This is a genomic window from Thermosynechococcus sp. Uc (assembly GCF_029335995.1).
Classification (GTDB): domain Bacteria; phylum Cyanobacteriota; class Cyanobacteriia; order Thermosynechococcales; family Thermosynechococcaceae; genus Thermosynechococcus.
In genome coordinates, this window is sequence record NZ_JARJMS020000019.1 from 1 (window position 1) to 5,324 (window position 5,324).

Here is a 5,324-nt window from a genome sequence, read left to right on the forward strand (position 1 = left end):
GGGCACTGCAAATGATTGCTGAACTCAAGCAAAAGGGCTATCCCCTTGCCTATGTAGGGGATGTGGTCGGCACCGGTTCCTCCCGCAAATCCGCCACCAACTCGGTAATTTGGCACATTGGTCGTGACATTCCCTACGTCCCCAACAAGCGCACAGGGGGGATATGTCTCGGGGGCAAAATTGCGCCCATTTTCTTTAATACACTGGAGGACTCTGGGGCGCTCCCCATTGAGTGCGATGTCAGCTCAATGAACATGGGGGATGTGGTGACCATCTATCCCTACCGCGGCGAAATCACCAATGACGCCGGAGAAGTCCTCAGTCGCTTTACCCTCAAGCCCCCTACCCTCTTAGATGAAGTGCGTGCTGGCGGACGGATTTCCCTCCTCATCGGTCGTACCCTCACCGACAAAGCCCGCCTTGCCCTGGGCTTAGACCCCAGTCCCCTCTTTACCCGTCCTCAGCCACCCCTTGAGAGCAACAGGGGCTATACCTTAGCACAAAAGATTGTCGGCAAAGCCTGTGGTCTTGCCGGTGTCCGTCCCGGCACCTACTGCGAACCTGTGATGACCACCGTTGGCTCCCAAGACACAACTGGGCCAATGACCCGCGATGAGCTTAAGGAACTGGCCTGCCTTGGCTTTGGGGCAGACTTGGTATTGCAAAGTTTTTGCCACACAGCCGCCTATCCCAAGCCCGTTGACATCAAAACCCACAAAGAACTGCCGGACTTTATCACCTCGCGGGGGGGCGTCTCCCTGCGACCGGGAGATGGCATTATCCACTCGTGGCTCAATCGCATGCTGCTGCCGGATACCGTGGGCACAGGCGGTGATTCCCATACCCGGTTTCCTCTGGGGATCTCATTTCCTGCCGGCTCTGGCTTGGTGGCCTTTGCCGCTGCTTTGGGAGTGATGCCCCTAGATATGCCGGAGTCGGTGCTGGTGCGCTTTAAAGGTTCGCTGCAACCAGGGGTAACGCTGCGGGACATTGTCAATGCCATTCCCTACGTGGCGCTTCAGCAGGGCAAGCTCACCGTTGCCAAAGAGAATAAAAAGAATGTTTTCTCTGGGCGGATCATGGAAATGGAAGGGCTGCCGCATTTGCAACTGGAGCAAGCCTTTGAACTGACGGATGCCACAGCGGAGCGATCGGCAGCAGGGTGCACCATTAAGCTGAGCGAGGAAACGGTGGCCACATACCTACGTTCCAACGTGGTACTCCTAAAAAATATGGTGGCTCGCGGCTATGGGGATGCACGGACAATTTTACGGCGGGTGAAAAAGATGGAGGCATGGTTGGCCAATCCCAGTCTCCTCTCTGCGGATCCTGATGCTGAGTATGCCGATGTGATTGAGGTGGATTTAGACCAAATTAAAGAACCCCTAGTTGCTGCCCCCAATGATCCCGACAACATCAAAACCCTTTCAGAATGTGCAGGCGACCCGGTACAGGAGGTCTTTATCGGTTCCTGCATGACCAATATTGGCCACTACCGTGCCGCTGCCAAAGTGCTAGAAGGGGAAGGGGCGGTGAAGGTACGCCTCTGGATTGCACCTCCCACCCGGATGGATGAGCAGCAGTTGCGCGAAGAAGGCTACTATGGCATTTTTGCGGCAGCTGGCGCCCGCATGGAGATGCCAGGGTGCTCTCTGTGCATGGGGAATCAGGCTCGCGTTGCTGATAACACAACGGTTTTCTCCACCTCCACACGGAACTTCAATAACCGTATGGGCAAGGGGGCAAGGGTCTATCTGGGTTCTGCAGAGCTAGCAGCCGTCTGTGCCCTACTGGGACGCATTCCCACTCACAAGGAGTACCTAGAGATTGTAACGCGCAAAATTAATCCCTTTGCAGCAGATCTGTATCGCTACCTCTACTTTGACCAAATTCCCGACTACGAAAATCAAGGCCGGGTCATTTCCAAAGAGGAGGAAGCCAAACTACTGGCCAGTATCCATTGACTTGGGCATTATCCGGTTTGCTAGGCTCATTTATCGTGCCGCTCAATCGCTTCCAGCGGCAGGAAGCCCCCTTGCGCAAAGCGCAGCAGGCGCTCTCTTGTAAAGTGAAATTAAGAAAGCGAAGCGCATCGCCACCGCCCGCCGTGACTTTCTGCACAAGACCTCCAGTGCAATCAGCAACAGCCAGACGATGGTGTGTATTGAAGACTTATGGGTGCGGAGATGTCCAAGGCGGCGGCAGGCACAACCGAACAACCGGGTAGACACTTGGGGTCAAGTCTATCCTCGACCAAGGCTGGTAAGGCTGGTTTGAGTTCCGTCGCCAACTGGAGGGCGGACACAATTCCGGTTCGCGTGTGTGGAATGCAGCTTCGAGGACAATGCTCATCTGATCGGCGCGCGCTCGGTTCGCCTGTGAAGTGAGTGCTGCTGTAATGGAAACCTCCGGCCTTCAGGCCGGGGAGGATGTCAACTTGCCATCTTCGATTGTAGTAATGTGATCGGCAATGGCCGTAATCCGTGGGTCGTGGGTTACAATCATAACGGTGCAGCCCTTTTGTTTTGCCAGCTTGTCGAGAATGTTGATCACCTGTTGGCCGTTTTGAGAATCAAGGGAAGCAGTGGGTTCATCGGCAAAAATAATTTTCGGTTCACCCGCTAGGGCACGGGCAATGGCAACCCGTTGTTTCTGCCCCCCAGAGAGGTTGGCAGGCACAAAGTCGAGGCGATCGCCTAAACCAACTGCCTTTAGCAAGTCTGCAGCCTCTTCCTTTGCTTTTTTACCTTTAATCCCTTTGAGATTGAGAGCAATTTCGACATTCTCCAAGGCTGTCAAGGCGGGGAAAAGATTAAAACTCTGAAAGATAAAGCCAATATTTTGCAGACGAAACTTTGCCAAGGCGGCCTTGGACAGTTGGGTAATCTCTTCGCCTAAGACAACCACTTGACCACTGGTAGGGGCAAGAATGCCAGCTAAAATCGAGAGGAGTGTGGTTTTACCCGACCCCGAAGGTCCCATCAGTAAGTGAATATGGCCGCACTTGATTTTCAGGTTAATTCCCTGAAGAACCGGGGTTTCCTGATGGCCAGAATGATAAACCTTGGTTAGGTTTGTAGTGGCGATCGCTAGCTCAGTGGAGGTTACACAGGAAAATTTCATTGCAGTTGTTGTTAACTACTAGTGACGCTGGCAAAACGGATTTTTAGATAGTCCGCCTCCATTTTCGCGCCCACCGGTTGCAGTGCCGCTAATCCTTGGGGAAGCACCATATTTCGACGATGGTTGCCAATGCGAATGTTCAACTCATCAGCGGTTTTATTGAGTTCAATTTTTTCCTTGGGCACCCCCGGTAAATAGAGTTCAAGGCTGTACTGACCCTCACTGGGCACTACCCGAATCGTTTGCTCTTGGTAATAAACTTGAGCCGGATCCTCATCGGCATAGAGGGTTTCCTTGAGGCGATGCAGTGCCGCTAAACCACAGAGTTCCTCTGCAAACAGAGGCACTTCCTTGACGGGGAGGGGATGAAAATTATCGTGAATCTCTTGGCGATACTGTTGCTGTGTCTCTTTCCAGCGGGTAAAGAAGGGATCATGAACAGTCTCCGGCAAAATGCGGTTGGCCACCACTAAATCAGTGGCCACATTGTAAAGACTGAGATAGGCATGGGCGCGGAGGGATTCTTTGATCACCATCTTTTCTGGATTAGTTACCAAACGCACAGAGGTTTGGGTGTTGTCCGTGAGGACTTTTTCAAGGGCTTCAATCTGCTCATAAAATTCATAGGGTGCATCCATCACCTCTTGATCGGGCAAAGAAAACCCCACCAAGGGCTTGAAAATTGGCTCCACAATCGGTCGCAATGCCACAGACATCCGCTGCAGTGGCTTATAAAAGCGGCGCATATACCAACCGCTCACTTCCGGTAGACTCAACAACCGCAATGCCGTGCCTGTGGGGGCAGAGTCAATAATAAGAACATCGTATTGGCCTTCATCGTAGTGGCGTTTCATGCGCACAAGGGCAAAAATCTCATCCATCCCCGGTAAAATTGCCAATTCCTCAGCTTGAACCCCTTCTAGGCCGCGTGCCTGTAAGACTTGAGTAATGTAGCGCTTGACGGCTCCCCAGTTGTCCTCCAGCTCCATCAAGGCATCCAATTCTGCCCCCCAGAGCTTTTCGGTGATGGGAACAGGGACATGCCCCAGTTCAAGGTCAAAACTATCGGCAAGGGAGTGGGCGGGATCAGTACTCAGTACCAGCGTTTTGTACCCCAATTCTGCACAGCGTAACCCCGTTGCTGCTGCCACTGAAGTTTTACCAACGCCACCTTTGCCAGTCATTAAAATTACGCGCATGGGAAGGCTCTGCCCTAAACACGGTTGCTTAATATATCTTAACCCTTGAGCTTGCCCTCAGGGGGGCGATCGCTCGCAATCAATGGAAATAAAAACATCAAGAAAAATAAATAAAATATAATCACCTATTTAGCTTTACTAACAATAATTTAGGCCTCTCCCCGATCCCTTAGAGCAAATATTAACTTAATGCTTAAGCCCTTGCGGTTTGCAACTGCTTTCAAGGGTTTGTAAATCGAAAGAACATATATCTGGACTTATCACGACTATGACCACAACTCTCCAACGTCGCGAAAGCGCGAATTTGTGGGAGCGGTTTTGTAACTGGGTGACCAGCACCGATAACCGCCTTTATGTGGGCTGGTTTGGTGTAATCATGATCCCCACCCTGTTAGCCGCAACCATTTGCTTTGTCATTGCCTTCATCGCTGCTCCCCCTGTGGATATTGATGGCATTCGTGAGCCTGTTTCCGGCTCCTTGCTCTATGGCAACAACATCATTACGGGTGCGGTTGTCCCCTCCAGCAATGCCATTGGCTTGCACTTCTACCCCATTTGGGAAGCTGCTTCCCTTGATGAGTGGCTCTACAACGGTGGCCCTTACCAACTAATCATCTGCCACTTCCTATTGGGTGCTTCTTGTTACATGGGTCGCCAGTGGGAACTCAGCTACCGCCTGGGGATGCGTCCTTGGATTTGTGTGGCGTACTCTGCCCCCTTGGCCTCTGCCTTTGCGGTGTTCTTGATCTACCCCATTGGTCAAGGCAGCTTCTCCGATGGTATGCCCCTCGGGATCTCTGGAACCGATACCGACATGCTTGCTGTCCAAGCGGAGCACAACATTCTCATGCACCCCTTCCCCCTGCTCGGTTTAGCGGGTGTCTTTGGGGGCGCGCTGTTTTGCGCTATGCACGGTTCTCTGGTGACCTCCAGCTTGATCCGTGAATCCACGGAAACCGAGTCTGCCAACTACGGCTACAAATTCGGTCAAGAGGAAGAGAC

General features: G+C 52.4%; 4 protein-coding genes and 1 pseudogene. 3 read left to right on the forward strand and 2 right to left on the reverse strand.

Annotated elements, in window-relative coordinates:
- Positions 1-1,964: bifunctional aconitate hydratase 2/2-methylisocitrate dehydratase (locus tag P3X23_RS02070; protein WP_300872676.1), on the forward strand; the 1,964-nt coding region annotated here is incomplete at its 5' end.
- Positions 1,954-2,464, forward strand: a pseudogene (locus P3X23_RS11890) (cytosine methyltransferase); the annotation flags it as partial. The gene P3X23_RS02070 and the pseudogene P3X23_RS11890, both read left to right, overlap by 11 nt.
- Here P3X23_RS11890 and P3X23_RS02075 read toward each other — a convergent pair.
- Both P3X23_RS02075 and P3X23_RS02080 read right to left on the reverse strand, forming a co-directional pair.
- Entirely contained in the window at positions 2,416-3,123 is a 708-nt protein-coding gene (locus P3X23_RS02075; protein ID WP_300872678.1) for an ABC transporter ATP-binding protein, read from the reverse strand. The pseudogene P3X23_RS11890 and the gene P3X23_RS02075 sit on opposite strands and share 49 nt — an antisense overlap.
- An 11-nt stretch (positions 3,124-3,134) precedes the next feature.
- Positions 3,135-4,322 carry a TRC40/GET3/ArsA family transport-energizing ATPase gene (locus tag P3X23_RS02080; protein ID WP_300872680.1) on the reverse strand — a complete coding sequence of 396 codons (1,188 nt, stop codon included), beginning with the start codon at positions 4,320-4,322 and terminating at the stop codon, positions 3,135-3,137.
- A gap of 268 nt (positions 4,323-4,590) precedes the next feature.
- On the opposite strand from P3X23_RS02080, the gene P3X23_RS02085 reads away from it, so the two are divergent.
- Positions 4,591-5,324 (forward strand): photosystem II q(b) protein (locus tag P3X23_RS02085; protein WP_367186473.1); only part of this gene is annotated, 734 nt, incomplete at its 3' end.